Origin of the sequence: Mesorhizobium huakuii (genome assembly GCF_014189455.1) — a bacterium.
Taxonomy (GTDB): Bacteria; Pseudomonadota; Alphaproteobacteria; order Rhizobiales; family Rhizobiaceae; genus Mesorhizobium; species Mesorhizobium huakuii_A.
The window spans coordinates 1,212,274-1,226,676 of the sequence record NZ_CP050296.1 but is presented as its reverse complement, the minus strand read 5'-3'; the positions used below and the strand labels follow the sequence as shown (position 1 = coordinate 1,226,676).

Below are 14,403 nucleotides of genomic sequence, written 5' to 3'. Positions count from 1 at the left end.
ATGATGGCAGCGCAGAGCCTCGCCTGGGAGGGCAACCCGCGTACCGACATAAGGCGCGTGGCATTCGCCGGGTACGCGGCAACAGCGCTGTTCGTGGGTTGCCTTGGCTATTGGGCCGTCAGCGCGCCTTTGTCTGGAGCGGTGATGACGCAAGGCACGATCTCGGCGACCGGCGGAAACATCCTGATCCAACATCCAGAGGGCGGCATCATCGAGGAGTTGCTGGTCCATGACGGCGATCGCGTGCAACAGGCCCAGGATCTGATCGTGCTGGATCCGACAGCCGCGCAGGCCGAACTCAACCGGCTGACGAGACAGTCGATCGCGCTGAGGGCGAGTGCGGCGCGGCTGGAGGCGGAACGCGACGGGTTGGACAGGCTCGCGCCAATCACCAAACCGGCGCCAGCATCGCTCCAGCCCGATTTCGAAGCCCTGATTCGAGAACAGCAAAAGGAATTCGACGCCAGACTCGCCCGGTTCCGCTCGGAACAATCGATCCTCGCCCAGCGCGTAGCCATGCATCGGCAGTCGGTCGTGGCATTGCAATCCCAGAAAGAGGCCATTCAGCAACAAGCTGACATCGTGAAGAAGGAGCTCGGCATCAAGACCAGCCTGTTGGACAAAGGCCTCACCAATCGTAGCGAATACTCGCAGCTTTTGCGCAGCGAGGCCGATCTCGTCGGGCAGGCTGGAGCGCTGGAGGCCAATCTCGCAGTGGCCAACACCCAGATCGTCGAAGCCCAGGAGCAGATCGAGCGCCTGACCACGCAACGCGTGGAGGAGGCGCTGACGAAGCTGGACGAGGTTCGTTCCAACCTGGCCGACATCGAGGAACAGATCAGGGCGGCCGAGGCGGTGCTGCGGCGGACGACGATCAAGGCGCCGGCCGCGGGGATCGTGGTGTCTTCGACCTACAATGCCAAGGGCAGTGTGATTGCGCGCGGTGAAAAGATCATGGAGATCCTGCCTACGGCACCGGATCTGATCGTCGATGCAAGGCTGCGGCCGAAAGACGTCGATCAGGTCCGTGTCGGCCAACCGGCGAAACTTCGATTGTCCGCCTTAAACATGCGGCTCACCCCCGAGGTTTCAGCCACCGTGGCGCAAATTTCCGCGGACCGGCTCGTCGACGAGGCTACGCACGAGCCCTATTTCCGCGTCAAACTCAGGATTGCCGCCGACCTGCCGCCAGGCGTGAAGCCCGAGCAGCTTTATCCTGGAACGCCGGTCGAGGCGTTCATCAGCACTGGCGACCGGACTTTCTTCGAGTATCTGGCACGGCCGATGCTCGATTCCTTCGCTCGCGCCTTCACGGAGCGGTAGAGGTTGCGGGCCGGACAATCCGCCGGCCCATCATCAATGACCGCCAGGGTCAAAATCCGACACCGAACAATCAGCGCACCGCCTCGCGGTGGGTGCCGGGCAAGCGGGTGGCGATCAGCTTGTCGATGCGGCGGCCGTCGAGGTCGACCACCTCGAAGCGCCAGCCCTGCGCATCGACGCATTCGCCGGTCGCGGGCAGATGGTGCATGTGCGACAGCACATAGCCGGCGACGGTCTCGTAGTCGCGGTTTTCGGGCAGGTCGATGCCCAGGATCTCGGCCATCTCGTCGGCCTGCATATAGCCGGCGAGCAGCCATGAGCCGTCCTCGCGCTTGACGGCGTTTTCCTCGTCGCCGGCATCGAGGTCTGCGCGGAACACACCGGTGATGGCTTCGAGAATATCGGCCGGCGTGACGATGCCTTCGAAATGGCCGTATTCGTCATGCACCAGCGCCATCGGCACATCGGATTCCTTGAGCTTGTGCAGCACGTCGAGCGCGTCGGCCTGGTCGTAGACGATGGGCGCGACACGCACATGCCTGCGCGGGTCGAGCGTGCGGCCGGCAAGGATCGCGGCCAGCACGTCGCGCGTCTGGACGACGCCGACCATGACGTCGACGCCGCCGTCGCCCGCCGGCAGGCGCGAATGCTGGGTTTCCATAAGGAGCTTGCGGATCGCCGTGTCGTCGGACTGCAGATTGATCCAGTCGACCTCGGTGCGCGGCGTCATCACCGCGCGCACGGCGCGGTCGCCGAGCCGCATGACGCCGGCAATCATGCGCCGCTCGTCGGATTCGATGGTGCCGTGATGCTCGGCCTCGGCGACCAGCATCTTGATCTCCTCGTCGGTGACCTTCTCCTCGCTTTCACCGCGCTGGCCAAGCAGCCACAATATGGCGCGGCCGGAAATGTCGAGCAGGAAGACCAATGGCGCCGAGACGGTGGCGAGGATGGTCATGGCCGGGGCGGCGCGGGCGGCGACGCGTTCGGGGTCGCGCAGCGCGATCTGCTTGGGCACCAGTTCGCCGACGATCAGCGAGAAATAGGTGATGATGGCAACGACAATGCCGACGCCGAGCGGGTCGGCGACACTTTCGCGCATGCCTATCGAGGCCAGGTACACCGACAGCCGGTCGCCCAGCGTGGCGCCGGAGAAGGCGCCGGAGAGCACGCCGACCAGCGTGATGCCGATCTGCACCGAGGACAGGAACTTGCCGGGATTCGAGCCGAGATCCAGCGCACGGCCGGCGCCGTTGACGCCGCGGTCGATCATCGCCTTGAGCCGTGCCGGGCGCGATGAAACGATAGCGAGTTCGGACATCGACAAAAGGCCGTTCACGCAGATGAGGACGACCACGATAGCAATTTCAACGTATAGCATGAGGGCTCAATAGCATTGCCGCGGGCCGCTCGAAAATAGCGGGCCGCCATTTTTGGAATATGACACGTGTCTTTCAGCCATTGTCCCAGGCTGGCGCCGAAAAATGTTCGACGAGAGCGTCGACGACAACCCGTATCTTTGGCGTGAGCGCGCGCGTCACCGGCCAGACGGCGTGCACGACGATGTTTTCCACCAGACAATCCGAGAGGACCATTTCCAAGTCGCCATGCCTGAGGCTGTCGGCTGCCAGCCAGGTCGGCAGGAAGGCGATGCCGCAGCCGGCAAGGGCGGCGTCGAGCATCGGTTCGCCATGGCCGAGAACCAGCCGCGCCTTGGGGACGAAGGTCGTCAGGCGGCCGTCGCCATGCCGGATCACCCAGGGGCGGACGATGCCCTCGCGGCCGTAACCGATGACGCTATGATGGGCGAGGTCCTCGACCGATCGCGGCCTGCCGTGTTCCCTGAGATAGGCGGGAGCCGCACAGATGGCCGAGCGCTGGGCATAGATGGGTCTGGCGGCGAGCGACAGGCTGTCGTCCAGTTCTCCCATGCGGATGGCGAGATCGATGCCCTCCTCGATCAGGTCGACGCGGCGGTCGTTGAAGGAGATTTCCACGGTCAGCTCGGGGAATTTCCTGGAAATCTCGAACAGGACGGGCGCGACGCAGCGCCGGCCGAAAGCCAGCGGCACGTCGATGCGCAGCCGGCCGGAGGGGATCTGCCGGCGCGCGGCGAGCAGCGACTGCGCCGTTTCGATCTCGGCCAGCGCCCTGACGCAGGCCTCATAGTAGCTCACGCCTTCGCTGGTCGGGCTGAGGCTGCGGGTGGTGCGGTTGAGCAGGCGAACGCCGAGCCGCTGCTCCAATTGGGCGACCGACTTGCCGATCGCCGACTTCGTCACATGCAGCCGCTCGCCGGCGCCGGTGAAGCTGCCAGCCTCCACGGCTTGGACGAATGCGACGATGCCTTGCAGGTCGACCGATTCCATGACGATTCCAATTGACGAATTTTAGTTATCAATCAGGTGCCGAATATGCCGCATGGGAGCCCTATTTTCCATAGTCGAAAAGCATAAATGTCTCGCGTGGCCATCGATCACGGAGCGCTGAGCGTCATGAGCACCCAAATCAACCGATCCTGGCAGATGAGCGGTTTCGGGCTGTCCAGGCTGAGCCAGGTAACGGGCAAGATCCCTGAACCCGGGCCGCACGAGCTTCTGGTGCGCACGAAAGCCGTGTCGCTGAACTACAAGGACAGGCTGATCGTCGACGGCACGCTGATCCCCGATCTCACCTTTCCCTTTGTGCCGACATCGGATGCGGTGGGCGAGATCGTCGCCGTCGGCAGCGCGGTCAGCCGCTTCAAGGTCGGGCAGCGTGTGCTTGGCCAGGTCATCGCCGACTGGCCGGATGGCGACGCGCCGCCGGTGCTGCACAAGCATACGTTGGGGTCCTCGCTGCCGGGGATGCTTTCAGACCATGTTGTCCTTGGCGAGGATGCCACGGTGCTGGCGCCGCCGTCGCTCAGCGATAGCGAGGCGGCGACGCTGCCGATCGCGGCGCTGACCGCCTGGTTTGCGATGGCCGAGGCGACAAGGCCGGTGCCGGGCCAGACCATTCTCATCCAGGGCACAGGCGGCGTGTCGCTGTTTGCGCTGCAGTTCGCCAAGGCGTTCGGCCTGCGCGCCATCGTCACCTCGAGCAGCGACGAGAAACTCGAGCGGGCAAGAAAGCTCGGCGCCTGGCAGGTGATCAACTACCGCTCGCGGCCGGCATGGGACGAAGCCGCGCGTAAGCTGACCGACGGGCTGGGCGTGAACCACGTGCTGGAAATGGTCGGCGGCGACAATGCGCGACGATCGCTGAACGCGCTGGCCGCTGACGGCCGCCTGTCGATCATTGGTCTTTTGGGCTCGATGGAGCTCAGTTTCCCGATCCTGCCCTTCATGCGCAACCGCATTGTCGTGCAGGGCCTGTCGATCGGCCATCGCCGGTCCTTCGAGCGGATGAACCAGGCGATCGAGGCGCTCGGCATCAAGCCGGTCATCGATACGGTCTTTGGCTTCGACGAGGTGCCGCGGGCCTTGCAGCGTCTGGAGCAGGGAGCATTCGGCAAGATCGTGATCACCACGACCTGACCTTGGTGTCCGGTCACTGCGGCTGCTTCAGCACGCCGATGATTGCCTTGCCGTCGGTGAAATAGGGGTCGCCGCCGCCATTGCGGCCGGTTTTGGTGGCGCCGATGCCCGCCATTTCGCTGGTCGATGCCAGCAAACCGGCTGCGTTGAGGTCGCCGATCAGGAAGTCGCGTTCAGCATCGATGTCGGGACCGATGTGATGGGTGATCGCGCCGGTGTCGTGGCTCAACCCAACGCCGCGATCGAAGCTGGCGGCGCCCAGCCAGAGCGGGCGGCCGTCGTCGCCGACCGTATCGGTCTTCCAGAAACGGACGTGGTGGCGCCGGTCGGCACTGTCGCCGACCGGCTTTTCGAAAGCGAGGTCCTGGGCGCGGCCTTCGAACAGCAGGCGGCTCATCGGCGCATCGGGATAGGGGCGGGAAAACAGGACACTTTCGCCGATATCGATGGCGGTTCTCAAGGTGACGGCATCGGCTGTGTCCCAGCCGGCGACGGCGAATGCATGGACCACCTCCTTCTCGGTACCGACAAGGCCGATATTGATCGGGTCGCCGGGAATGCCTTGCGGCGTGTGCGTCACCATTTCGAAGCGTTGGTCGCGAAAGCCGCGCTCCCGGAACGTCCAGAATTCCGGCGCGGCAAGATAGGCAAGCGCCAGCCAGGCGCCCAGCAGGGCCATCACCCAGATCGCAATGCGTCGCTGAATACTTCGCTGGCTCACGTGCCGTCGCCCCGACCCTTCCGGCGTCACTCTATGCGGAGTCGCGTGCCGCTGGCAGAGGGTACGGGCCGGCGACATGCACTAGCGGCAGGCGCGATAGCCGTTCTTGCGGTTCTTGATGTCGAAGTGGAAATGGTTGCGGTGGTCGTAATTGTAGCCGGGGCCGAGCACGGTGGTGAAATACTGGCAGCCATCGGCGCGCACATTGTTGAGGAAGCCGCGCGTGCGGAAGGCAAACAGGCCGGGCTTGCGCACGTCGATGTCGTCGCCATTGTTGAGTTCGATGCTCATGACGTCGAGCGCGTTGCCCTTGCCGTGCTCGGACAAAACACCTTCGCCGGCGATGTTGCGGCAGGAATAGCTGGAGCCCTGGTGGATGGTCCTGACGCCGGAGAAGTAGCGCCAGCGGGCGGAGGGAACGAGTTCATTCTTCGTCCAGGCGGCGAAGGTGGCGGCCATGTCGCAGGTCAGCGTCGCGGCGGGCTTCATCTCGACACTGCCGATGGCCGTGACCTTGACCGGATAGTCGATGCCGCACTGGCCTTCATGGATCGGCGCCAGGTCGGTGTAGGCGACATCGAGGCGCTTCAACTGCTGGCGGCAATCGATTTCGCTGGCCGGTATCTGCTCGACCGGCGACATCGGCTCATCCATGCGCGGATAGGCAGCCTGCGTCATGTAGGGGTTGGAGGGGACAAGCCTCTGCATGCCCGTATATTGCGGCACGGCTGACGTTTGTGCGCCGACATCGACCGCCGGCTGCAGCGAAAGCACGCTGCCGGTGTTGCAAGCCGAGACCGCCGCGAGGGTGAGGCCGGCGGCCAGCAGCATCACGGGTTTCGATCGGCGCGCGGTGGCGTAAAACACGGCGCGAAATTTGCCGGCCATTGGCGGAATCTAGTTCGAACCTGATCCGTGATCAGGTTCGAACTTTTGCCTGACCATGATCTTTTCCGAAAACCGGTTCCCACTTTTCGGGATCATGGTTCGGATATCCGGCATTTTAACGATCAAGGGTAAAGGAAAACTCTGCGCCCGCGTTCACGCCTGCGGCGGAAATGCGGCACGCTGCCTGTGAGCCTATTGGCAGTACGTGCCGCCGTGCCGGCGTGGCTCGAGATCGAGGTGGAAATGCAAGGCGTGGTCCGCGTCGGCGCCGGGTCCGAGCACGGTCTTGAAGGGCCCGCAGGCGGCCTTGCGGACGGCGTTGAGGAATTTGCCGTCCTTCTCGGGCGGCGTTGGACCGACCTCAACCTTGCTGCCGTCCGACAAGGTGAAGCTGGCGATGTCGAGCGCGTTGCCGAAGGCGTGCTCCGACAGTTTCCTGGTGCCGTGGCGCGGCCGGCAGACAAAGGCCGAAGCCTGGTTGATCGATTTGAGGTCGGCACCGAATTCGGCTTTCGCCGCCGGCTGGACGACGTCGGCGGCAAACCGCGCCGCTGCCTCGGCCATCGGGCAGTTGAGCTCGGTGCCGGGGGCGATGGCGATCGATTTGCCAAGGCTCTTCAGCACAAGGGGGTAGGGGATCGCGCAGCCGATTTCGGGACTGCTTTCCGCCTTGTGCTCCTCGAATTCGACGCCGAGCGCCTTCAGCCGCGCGCGGCAGGCGACTTCCTCGGCGGGCATCTTTTCGCCCGGCCGGTCGGCCGAGCGCGGGTCGGGAAGCATCTTCTCGTCGCCGGCATCCGCCGGTTTTTCAGGCGGCTGCGGCGCAACAGCCGGCGGCTGAGCCTCAGGGTCAGCGGTGTCGGGCCTTTGTGTCGGGATCGGCACCTCGGCCGGCGGCTCCGGCTCGCTTTCCGTTTCGGTTGACGGCGCTCGGGCCGAAGGTTCGGGGGCTGATGGCTCGGGACGTGCCTGCTTTCCCTGACGAGACTTTTCTTGATTGAGCTGGTTGGATGCGTCCGGGACCTTTGGACCTTCCGTCTTTTGCTCTTCCGCCGGTGCGGCGTCGGCCTTTGGCGCGTCCGTGGGACGCGGCTCGGGTACTGGAACATCGGCGGGCGAGGTTTGCTGCTCCTGCGTTTCCTGTGGCGCCTGCTTTGGCGGCTGCTTACCCTGCGCTCTCACGCGCCGTTTGACCCTCGGCTGCTGGTCCAGACGCTGTGTCGACGACTGATCCATCCGAGGGGATAGCGGCTGGTAATGCCTGTGACGATGTCTGGCGTCGGCCGGCGCCACCAGCAGGACCGCAGCCGCCAGAGGCAGCGCCAAGGTGCAAAATCGGGAGAAGCTCAGCGTTGCCATCGATCCGAAACGGCGCTGGCATGCCGAAGTTGCCTGAACAGATGCTTCGGGGCGATCACAATCGGTTACTTCAGCGTTACGCGCCGATCGCTTCGAGGCCTTCTTCCAGCCAATCGGCAAGCAGCGGCATGCCAAGCAGGTATTTCGCCGTGCGCTTGTTGGCGCGTTCACGTGCCGCCGTCACGGCATCCACCCATTCCGAGGCGTCATAGTCGCCACGGCCGACCCAGGCGAGCGCGATCAGTTCGGCGGCTTCATCGACATTGAGGTCGTTGATCAGCTCGCGCAGCTCCTCCTCGGTCAGGTTTTCCGAGCTTTCCTCGGCAAGGCCGTCATGATGATGATTGTCGTGCGTGTCGCCGTCGAATTCGATCTCGTGTTCGGCGCCGTCGGCGTAATCCTCGTTGACGGCGGCACTCAGGGCCTTGGCCTTGAGGATGAACAGGCGCACGGTGTCGGGGCCGATCGTAAGGTCCCAGTCCTTTTCAAGCCGCCGCTGCACGGGCCGTCTCCGTCAGTCGTTTGCCGGATGATAGCGGATTTGCGGCATCCGTCACCTGATGTTCTCCACCCCGGCTTTTTCCGGCCCTGCTTTTTCCGGGATGAAACGCGAGGCACTTGGCGTTAGTGTTCTATTCTCACCCCTCAAGGAGGCTTCGATGCATAAAAGAATGCTGATCCAGGCGGCGACTGCTCTTGTCGCGCTGCAGTTCTTCGCTGTCCCGGTGTTCGCGGCGGGCAGTAGCAGTGGCGGCAGCGACCAGACTGTCACCCAGTGCAAGAAGGGAGAGGTCTGGGACAAGAAGAAGAAAAAGTGTGTCGCCCCTCAGGAAGGCATGCTGGACGACGACAGCATCTATGATGCAGGCCACGCGCTGGCGATGGCCGGGCGTTATGATGAGGCGATTTCGGTGCTGACCCTTGCCGCCAACAAGCAGGATCCCCGCATTCTCAACTATCTCGGCTATTCGCACCGCCATTCCGGCCGTGTCACCGTCGGCCTCGGTTATTACGAGGAAGCGCTGCGCATCGACCCGAACTACACGCTGGTGCGCGAATATCTCGGCGAAGCGCATCTGCAGATCGGCGATTTGGCCGGCGCCCAGCAGCAGCTGATGGAAATCGAGAAGCGCACCGGCAAGGGATCGCGCGAATACGGCATGCTGTCCGAGCAGATCGACCATTTCATGCGGAGCTGATCAGGCTCCCAAGGCTTCCCGAAGCGGCCGCGAGCAATCGCGGCCGTTTTTATTGTTGCCTCTGTCTCATTAGCCGCCTCGGTTGATGAATCGGGGATGATTTTTGCAAAACCGATTTTTTGGACGTGAAAAACCCGAGAAGATTGCTATATCTTAGCAAATTGCGGTGAAACGGTTCCGTTAGCCCGAGGCTGCCGGACCGTTTTCTTTTTGTACCCATCGACAAGGCTTTCCCCGAAACGCGGGGGTGGCGGCAGGAAAGGTCAGGCATCATGAACAAGGTCCCGATGACAGGCGAGGGGTTCGCGTCATTGAAGGAAGAACTGCGTTGGCGCCAGCAGGAAGAGCGCCCGCGCATCATCGAGGCGATCTCCGAAGCGCGCTCGCATGGCGACCTGTCCGAAAATGCTGAGTATCATGCCGCCAAGGAGGCGCAGAGCCTCAATGAGGGCCGTGTCAACGAGCTCGAGGATCTGATCGCGCGCGCCGAGGTGATCGACGTCACCAAGCTCAGCGGTGACAAGGTCAAGTTCGGCGCCACCGTCGTGCTGGTCGACGAGGACACCGAGGAAAAGAAGACCTACCAGATCGTCGGCGACCAGGAAGCCGACGTGAAGTCCGGCCGCATTTCGATCTCCTCACCGATCGCACGCGCGCTCATCGGCAAGGAAGTCGGCGACGCCATCGAGGTCAATGCGCCCGGTGGTGCCAGGGGGTATGAGATCGTCCAGGTGCAGTTTATCTAGGACCTTTGATGATTCTACTCTGGCGGCCGACTGCAGCGCCGCGCGTCCTCTCGGACGCGCAAAGGACGCTGTAGGTTTTTCAGTTGGCGCATGATCCTTTCCGAAAATCGATACGATTTTCGGGGTCATGCGCGAGCGGTTTTCTGCGCTTCCGGTGCTCACGTACTTTAAGTACGCTCCGCTCGTCGCGGGGCGACCCCGAAGAACCACGCTATTCGACTCGCCAGAGCGAATTCTGAAAGGTCCTAGGCCGGCGCTTGTAATCTAAGAATCAGCAGCCTCTCCACTTCCGCCATCACCTCAGCCGGCGTCACACGCCCCTCTGCTGCAGCTAGCAGCGTCGACGCATAAGGCCCGCGCGGGCCGGTCAAACCCGGCTCGGTCGCCAAAAACACCGCGACCGTCGGCAGGCCGAAGGCGCTGGCGAGATGGGTCAATCCCGTATCGGCGCCGATCACCAGCGTTGAGCGGCCGAGGATGGCGGCGATGTCGGCCAGTGGGGACTTTGGCACCACGACCGTGGACGGCACGGCCTTGGCTATGGCTTGAGCCACGGCTTTCTCACGCTCGTTCGACCAGGTGGTGACCGGCGTCATGCCGCGCTCGACCAGCAGGCGGGCGGTTCCGATCCAGTTTTCGACAGGCCATTTCTTGTCTTCGCGGCTGGTGCCGTGCAGCAGGAAGGCGGTTTTTCCGGTGATGGCGGCCAGGCCACCGGGTGGTGGCACGATGCCGGAGTTGAGCGTCGACAGATCGGGCTGATAGCCCAGCGCCAGCCCGAACAGCCGCCGTGTCCGTTCGATGGCGTGCAGGTCGCGTGGCACGCCGTAGGTGACGTCATAAAACAGCGTCGCCGAGGGTTCGCGCGCGCTCGAGCGGTCGAAGCCGGCGATCGGCGCGCCGGCCTGCCTTGCCACCAGGGCCGATTTCAGCAAGCCCTGCGCATCGATGACCAGGTCGTAGCGGCATGCGCGCAAGGTGCGGCGCAGCGCGGCCGCTTCGCGCCAGGTGCCCCCCTTGAACAGCGCCTTGCGCCAGCGCCGGATGGCGACCGTGTGAATCCTGCCGATCGCCGGGTGCAGCGCGACGATGCCGGCGAACGCCTCCTCGACGCACCAGTCGAAGGATACATCCGGCCGGTGGAGGCTGGCATCCTCGACGGCCGGAAAGGTGTGGATGACATCGCCCATCGACGATGTCTTGACGATCAGGACCTTCATGCCTCGGCCGGAAGTTCCAGCAGCCGCTCCGCCGCCGCCGCGACCTGCCCGACTTGCAATGTCTTCAGGCAGTTGAGATGGCCGAGCGGGCAGACCTTCTGGTGACACGGCGAGCAGGAGAGATGCAGCCACACCAGTTCGCGCCGCTCCGCCAGCGGTGGCGTGTTTTCGGGCGAGGTCGAGCCGTAGACGGCGACGATCGGCGTGCCGACGCCCGCCGCGACATGCATCAGCCCGCTGTCGTTGGAGACCGCCAGCCTTGCCGCCGCGATCAGGTCGATGGCGTCCTCCAGCCGCGTCTGGCCGGCGAGATCGACGACGCCGGGGGCAAGAGCGGCGATCTCTGCGGTGACGTCGCGGTCGTTCTTCGAACCGAACAGGGCGACCTTCAATCCCTTACCCATGAATTCGCGGGCAAGGCCGGCATAGCTTTCGCTCGGCCAGCGCTTGGCCGGGCCGAACTCGGCGCCAGGCATAAGGGCCACGAATTTCTGCGGCGCCAGCCCGAAACGGTCGAGCAGGCTGGCCTGGTTGCCGGCATCCACGGTCAGGTGGGGAGCGCGGAAACCGCCGCCCTTGGCGAGGCTGAAATAGGCCTGCGCGGTGCGCCGTTTCACGGCGTCCGGCAGCGGCACGATGTCGGTCAGCAGGCCATAGCGCATTTCGCGCAGATGGCCGAAGCGGCGCGGGATGCGGGCAAAGAACGGGATCAGCGCCGATTTCCAGCTGCCGGGCAGAATGTAAGCTATGTCGTAGCGGCCGCGCAGCAGGCGGCCGAAGCGGCGGCGAATGGTGAATTCGAGCGCGCCGGGCTTCAGCGGCAAGTCGATCTGCTGGCGGATTTCGGGCATGCGCTTGACCAGCGGTGCGGCCCAGGCGGGCGCCAGCACGTCGATCGCGGCGTTGGGATGGAGTTCTTTCAGCGCCGAGAACAGGCACTGCGCCATCACCATGTCGCCCACCCAGCGTGGGCCGATCACGAGGATCGTTGGGCTTTCAGCCATTCGACATAGTCTCTGACACCGGTTTCGACTGTCCGGAATTGGCCATTATAACCGGCCGCGCGCAAACGGGACATATCAGCTTGCGTGAAGCTCTGGTAGCTGCCCTTGAGGTGATCGGGGAAGGGGATGAATTCGATCTCGCCCTTGCCCAGCGTGTCGATCACCGTTTCGGCGATGGCGCGGAAGGGTTGGGCGCGGCCGGTGCCGCAGTTGAAGATGCCGCTCGAGCCCCGCTTCCACAGCCATAGATTGACGTCGGCGACATCGCCGACATGGATGAAGTCGCGGCTCTGTTCGCCGGGGCCGAAACCGTCATAAGCGCCGAATAGTTTCGGATTTTCGCCGCGCTCGACCTGGTTGAACAGATGGAAGGCGACGGAGGCCATGGCGCCCTTATGCGTCTCGCGCGGCCCATAGACGTTGAAATAGCGCAGGCCGGCGACCTGCGAATGGTCGGTGTCGAAGACGGTGCGCCTGACATAGTCGTCGAACAGTTTCTTCGAATAGGCATAGACGTTGAGCGGCCGCTCGAGCGCCGGTTCTTCGCGAAACTCGAACCGCCACCATAGACCGAGGCCGAGGAGGCGTAGAGGAAGGGCACACGCAGCGCCTGGCAGGCATGCAACAGCCGCTTCGAATAAGCAAAATTCACCTCCATCATGAACTTGCCGTTCCACTCCGTGGTGGTCGAGCAGGCGCCCTGGTGGAACACCGCCTCGACACGGCCGAGCGAACCGGCCTCGATGCGGGCCAGAAAATCGTCCTTGTCGAGATAGTCGGCAATGCTGAGATCGGCGAGATTGGCGATCTTGTGGCCGTCGGTGAGATCGTCGACGACCAGGATGTCGTCATGGCCTTCGGCATTGAGCGCGGCGACAATGTTGGAACCGATCATGCCGGCGCCGCCCGTGACGATGATCATGAAGGCCTCTGGTTGCTTGCGATTCCGGTCCTTATAAGGGAGGCCAGCCGGGCTGTCGACAAAGCAGGTAGTCGCTCCGTCTCACTCTTTCAAACTTGTCTGTTTTGTCTATTTTGTCTATTATGGGCAAAACGGAGTGTCTGATGAAACACTATCCATCCACCGATCTGAAACAGAATCTCGGCGATGTGCTTGCGGCTGCCAGCCAGCAGCCCGTCTCCATCACTCGTCACAACAAGCCGAGATATGTCCTGATGAGCATCGAGGCTTACGAGGCTCGCTTCGGCAGCGACAGCCGGACAGTCTACGCTGCGGGGGATGCACCGCTGGACCATGTGGAGATGCTTGAGGAGTACGCTGCGGAATTGGACCGTGATTAAACCCGTCGCCGCGGACGTCTGGCGATATCCATATCTGTGGCATCGCCAACGTGGAGACGGCGAGACCGAAGGCCGCAAGACGAGGCCTGTCGCCTTCGTCGCCGTTCTTCCTGGGAAAGCCGGAGGCACGCCTTTTCATCCTTGCAATCACCTCTACGCAGCCGGGCCGCGATCGCGTAGCCGTTGGCATTCCGGAAATTGAACGTCACCGCGCCGGCCTTGACCCTATCCCCCCTTTGGGTCATAGTCGACGAGTACAACCACGATATTCTGGAATCGTCGGCCTATTTCGAACCGGGTGCGCGCATCGGCGCCTTCAGTCCGTCATTCCACAAAAAAGTCATGTCGGCTTTCATTGCGGCTGTTCGCGCAGGCCAATCCAAAGCCATCCCACGGGCTGACTGAACGGCCTGCAATCGGGCAGGGGTGGATCATAAGGAGCAAAAAATGCCGTCGACCGAATTGCTCATTGCGTTTTTCGCCACCACGGCGATCTTTGCCTATATCCCCGGTCCGGCTATGCTTTATGCCGCGGCGCAGACGATGGCGCGCGGGCGCTGGTCTGGCCTGACGGCGGCACTTGGCATCCATCTCGGTGGCTATGTGCATGTCTTTGCCGCCGCGGCCGGCCTGTCGGTGCTGTTTCATGCCGTGCCGCCGCTTTACATGGCGGTCAAGCTTGTGGGCGCGCTGTATTTGATCTGGCTCGGCGTCTCGCTGTTCCGCAAGCGTGTCGAGGGCGACGTGGCACTGCCCGCCATCGAGCGGAAATCGGCACGCCGCGCGCTTTTCGAGAGCATCACCGTCGAGGTGCTCAATCCCAAGACGGCGATCTTCTTCATGGCGTTCCTGCCGCAGTTCATCGACGCCTCGGCGGCGTTTCCAGTCTGGCTGCAATTCGTCGTGCTCGGCACCATCGTCAATTTGATGTTCTCCTCGGCCGACATTGTCTGCGTGTTCCTTGCCGGCCTGGTGATCGGCCGGCTGCGGCGTTCGAGCCGGGTGCAGCGGCTGATGCAGCGGGCCGGCGGGGCCGTGCTGGTCGGGCTCGGCGTTCACGTTGCCCTGCAGAAAAGCTGACCGCTTGGAGTGTGCCGGTCCCGTGCTTGCCGTTGCGCTGCGT

At 63.5% G+C, this 14,403-nt stretch carries 16 protein-coding genes and 1 pseudogene; 7 read left to right on the top strand and 10 right to left on the bottom strand.

The genetic code is table 11. The features are described 5' to 3' along the window. Positions 1 to 3: 3 nt before the first annotated feature. Complete coding sequence (locus tag HB778_RS06120; protein WP_183465015.1) at positions 4 to 1,323, top strand: HlyD family type I secretion periplasmic adaptor subunit; 1,320 nt, start codon at positions 4 to 6, stop codon at positions 1,321 to 1,323. Positions 1,324 to 1,393: 70 nt separating this feature from the next. Here HB778_RS06120 and HB778_RS06115 read toward each other — a convergent pair whose 3' ends face one another. Beyond that, the gene (locus HB778_RS06115) at positions 1,394 to 2,704 is read right to left on the bottom strand and encodes a hemolysin family protein (RefSeq protein WP_183462325.1); all 1,311 of its coding nucleotides are present in this window, start codon (positions 2,702 to 2,704) and stop codon (positions 1,394 to 1,396) included. 73 nt (positions 2,705 to 2,777) lie between these two features. Next, positions 2,778 to 3,692, bottom strand: coding sequence for a LysR family transcriptional regulator (locus tag HB778_RS06110; RefSeq protein ID WP_183462323.1), 915 nt, complete (start codon positions 3,690 to 3,692; stop codon positions 2,778 to 2,780). Positions 3,693 to 3,818: 126 nt separating this feature from the next. Here HB778_RS06110 and HB778_RS06105 point away from each other — a divergent pair, with 126 nt between their 5' ends. After that, on the top strand, positions 3,819 to 4,841 hold the full coding sequence (locus HB778_RS06105) for a zinc-dependent alcohol dehydrogenase family protein (protein ID WP_183462322.1): 1,023 nt from the start codon (positions 3,819 to 3,821) through the stop codon (positions 4,839 to 4,841). Between the two features lie 13 nt (positions 4,842 to 4,854). On the opposite strand, the gene HB778_RS06100 is transcribed toward HB778_RS06105, so the two are convergent. From HB778_RS06100 to HB778_RS06085, 4 genes are all read right to left on the bottom strand, one after another. After that, positions 4,855 to 5,562 (bottom strand): LssY C-terminal domain-containing protein, encoded by a 708-nt coding sequence (locus HB778_RS06100; protein WP_183462320.1) that lies wholly within the window; start codon positions 5,560 to 5,562, stop codon positions 4,855 to 4,857. A gap of 81 nt (positions 5,563 to 5,643) precedes the next feature. Further along, positions 5,644 to 6,450, bottom strand: coding sequence for an extensin-like domain-containing protein (locus HB778_RS06095; protein ID WP_183462318.1), 807 nt, complete (start codon positions 6,448 to 6,450; stop codon positions 5,644 to 5,646). Positions 6,451 to 6,642: 192 nt separating this feature from the next. Further along, positions 6,643 to 7,335 carry an extensin family protein gene (locus HB778_RS06090; protein WP_432421238.1) on the bottom strand — a complete coding sequence of 231 codons (693 nt, stop codon included), beginning with the start codon at positions 7,333 to 7,335 and terminating at the stop codon, positions 6,643 to 6,645. Between the two features lie 550 nt (positions 7,336 to 7,885). Continuing rightward, complete coding sequence (locus tag HB778_RS06085) at positions 7,886 to 8,311, bottom strand: DUF3775 domain-containing protein (RefSeq protein WP_095201799.1); 426 nt, start codon at positions 8,309 to 8,311, stop codon at positions 7,886 to 7,888. Positions 8,312 to 8,468: 157 nt separating this feature from the next. On the opposite strand from HB778_RS06085, the gene HB778_RS06080 reads away from it, so the two are divergent. Next, the gene (locus HB778_RS06080) at positions 8,469 to 9,008 is read left to right on the top strand and encodes a tetratricopeptide repeat protein (protein WP_027055114.1); all 540 of its coding nucleotides are present in this window, start codon (positions 8,469 to 8,471) and stop codon (positions 9,006 to 9,008) included. Positions 9,009 to 9,280: 272 nt separating this feature from the next. After that, positions 9,281 to 9,754: a transcription elongation factor GreA gene (gene greA / locus HB778_RS06075; protein ID WP_008877613.1), complete on the top strand. Its 474-nt coding sequence runs from the start codon at positions 9,281 to 9,283 to the stop codon at positions 9,752 to 9,754. A gap of 245 nt (positions 9,755 to 9,999) precedes the next feature. Here greA and waaC read toward each other — a convergent pair whose 3' ends face one another. The 4 genes and pseudogenes from waaC to HB778_RS42755 form a co-directional block, all read right to left on the bottom strand. Further along, positions 10,000 to 10,974: a lipopolysaccharide heptosyltransferase I gene (gene waaC, locus HB778_RS06070; RefSeq protein WP_183462316.1), complete on the bottom strand. Its 975-nt coding sequence runs from the start codon at positions 10,972 to 10,974 to the stop codon at positions 10,000 to 10,002. Beyond that, positions 10,971 to 11,978: a lipopolysaccharide heptosyltransferase II gene (gene waaF, locus HB778_RS06065; protein ID WP_183462314.1), complete on the bottom strand. Its 1,008-nt coding sequence runs from the start codon at positions 11,976 to 11,978 to the stop codon at positions 10,971 to 10,973. The genes waaC and waaF overlap by 4 nt, the downstream gene beginning before the upstream one ends. Beyond that, positions 11,951 to 12,655, bottom strand: a complete 705-nt coding sequence (locus tag HB778_RS06060) for an NAD-dependent epimerase/dehydratase family protein (RefSeq protein ID WP_280515954.1) — start codon at positions 12,653 to 12,655, stop codon at positions 11,951 to 11,953. Before HB778_RS06060 ends, waaF begins: the two co-directional genes overlap by 28 nt. Next, a pseudogene (locus tag HB778_RS42755) lies at positions 12,589 to 12,873 on the bottom strand (NAD-dependent epimerase/dehydratase family protein); the annotation flags it as partial. The gene HB778_RS06060 and the pseudogene HB778_RS42755, both read right to left, overlap by 67 nt. A gap of 170 nt (positions 12,874 to 13,043) precedes the next feature. Between HB778_RS42755 and HB778_RS06055 the strand changes: the two are divergent. The 3 genes from HB778_RS06055 to HB778_RS06045 all read left to right on the top strand — a co-directional run bounded on the left by HB778_RS06055 (position 13,044) and on the right by HB778_RS06045 (position 14,360). After that, a complete protein-coding gene (locus tag HB778_RS06055; protein WP_183462312.1) occupies positions 13,044 to 13,280 on the top strand; it encodes a type II toxin-antitoxin system Phd/YefM family antitoxin in 237 nt (78 codons plus the stop codon). 198 nt (positions 13,281 to 13,478) lie between these two features. Beyond that, positions 13,479 to 13,685, top strand: a complete 207-nt coding sequence (locus tag HB778_RS41320; protein ID WP_244661826.1) for a hypothetical protein — start codon at positions 13,479 to 13,481, stop codon at positions 13,683 to 13,685. 42 nt (positions 13,686 to 13,727) lie between these two features. Continuing rightward, a complete protein-coding gene (locus tag HB778_RS06045; protein WP_183462310.1) occupies positions 13,728 to 14,360 on the top strand; it encodes a LysE family translocator in 633 nt (210 codons plus the stop codon). Positions 14,361 to 14,403: the final 43 nt, after the last annotated feature.

Excerpts from the sequence above, each read along its gene's own strand:
- HB778_RS06120 (WP_183465015.1), top strand. The coding sequence starts at position 4 with ATGGCAGCGCAGAGCCTCGCCTGGGAGGGCAACCCGCGTACCGACATA.
- HB778_RS06115 (WP_183462325.1), bottom strand. The coding sequence starts at position 2,704 with ATGCTATACGTTGAAATTGCTATCGTGGTCGTCCTCATCTGCGTGAAC.
- HB778_RS06110 (WP_183462323.1), bottom strand. The coding sequence starts at position 3,692 with ATGGAATCGGTCGACCTGCAAGGCATCGTCGCATTCGTCCAAGCCGTG.
- HB778_RS06105 (WP_183462322.1), top strand. The coding sequence starts at position 3,819 with ATGAGCACCCAAATCAACCGATCCTGGCAGATGAGCGGTTTCGGGCTG.
- HB778_RS06095 (WP_183462318.1), bottom strand. The coding sequence starts at position 6,450 with ATGGCCGGCAAATTTCGCGCCGTGTTTTACGCCACCGCGCGCCGATCG.
- HB778_RS06080 (WP_027055114.1), top strand. The coding sequence starts at position 8,469 with ATGCATAAAAGAATGCTGATCCAGGCGGCGACTGCTCTTGTCGCGCTG.
- greA (WP_008877613.1), top strand. The coding sequence starts at position 9,281 with ATGAACAAGGTCCCGATGACAGGCGAGGGGTTCGCGTCATTGAAGGAA.
- waaC (WP_183462316.1), bottom strand. The coding sequence starts at position 10,974 with ATGAAGGTCCTGATCGTCAAGACATCGTCGATGGGCGATGTCATCCAC.
- waaF (WP_183462314.1), bottom strand. The coding sequence starts at position 11,978 with ATGGCTGAAAGCCCAACGATCCTCGTGATCGGCCCACGCTGGGTGGGC.
- HB778_RS06055 (WP_183462312.1), top strand. The coding sequence starts at position 13,044 with ATGAAACACTATCCATCCACCGATCTGAAACAGAATCTCGGCGATGTG.
- HB778_RS06045 (WP_183462310.1), top strand. The coding sequence starts at position 13,728 with ATGCCGTCGACCGAATTGCTCATTGCGTTTTTCGCCACCACGGCGATC.